Here is a 255-nt window from a genome sequence, read left to right as displayed (position 1 = left end):
TGTCGGTCCATCACTGGACCGACAACCTGTTCTCGTTCCGCACGACGCGGGATCCGGCGTTCCGGTTCCGCAACGGCGAGTTCACCATGATCGGCCTGGAGGTCGAGGGCCGGCCGCTGCTGCGCGCGTACTCGGTGGTCTCGGCCAACTACGAGGAGGAGCTGGAGTTCTTCTCGATCAAGGTCCAGGACGGCCCGCTGACCTCGAAGCTGCAGCACCTGAAGGTCGGCGACCCGATCATCGTCGGCAAGAAGC

Annotated in this window: 1 protein-coding gene; it reads left to right on the top strand. The window is 64.7% G+C overall.

What is annotated here, in order from left to right:
• Nucleotides 1-255 (top strand): FAD-binding oxidoreductase (locus ACLBXO_RS32330; RefSeq protein ID WP_447687981.1); only part of this gene is annotated, 255 nt, incomplete at both ends.

The sequence above is a fragment of the Methylobacterium sp. C33D genome (genome assembly GCF_053345825.1).
Note: the sequence above shows the minus strand (reverse complement) of the source record. Positions and strands in the feature narration are given on the sequence as shown.